The 361-nt window shown below is 61.5% G+C and carries 1 protein-coding gene; it reads left to right on the forward strand.

From position 1 onward, the window contains the following. Positions 1 to 361 (forward strand): PAS domain-containing protein (locus tag AC1DES_RS19250; RefSeq protein WP_476897290.1); only part of this gene is annotated, 361 nt, incomplete at both ends.

Raw genomic sequence — 361 nt, forward strand, 5'->3', positions numbered from 1 at the left:
GCCTTGCGCGACAACGAAGAACGCTTGCGGCTGATCATCGACGGGGTGAAGGACTACGGTATCTTCGCCCTCGACACACGCGGCTTCGTCACCAGTTGGAATGCCGGCGCCGAACGGATCAAGGGCTACACCGAACAGGAGATCGTCGGCCAGCATTTCTCGGTGTTTTATCTGCCGCAAGAATGTCCGCAGCATCCCGACATGGCGCTGCGCGAGGCCACACGCAATGGTCATTACATGGAGGAGGCCTGGCGTTGCCGCAAGGATGGCAGCCGCTTCTGGGCCAGTGTGGTGATTACCGCCCAGTACGACAGCAGTGGCGCCCTGCGCGGGTTCTCCAAGATCACCCGCGACATCACCG

The sequence above is a fragment of the Arthrobacter sp. 05T442 genome, assembly GCF_056395945.1.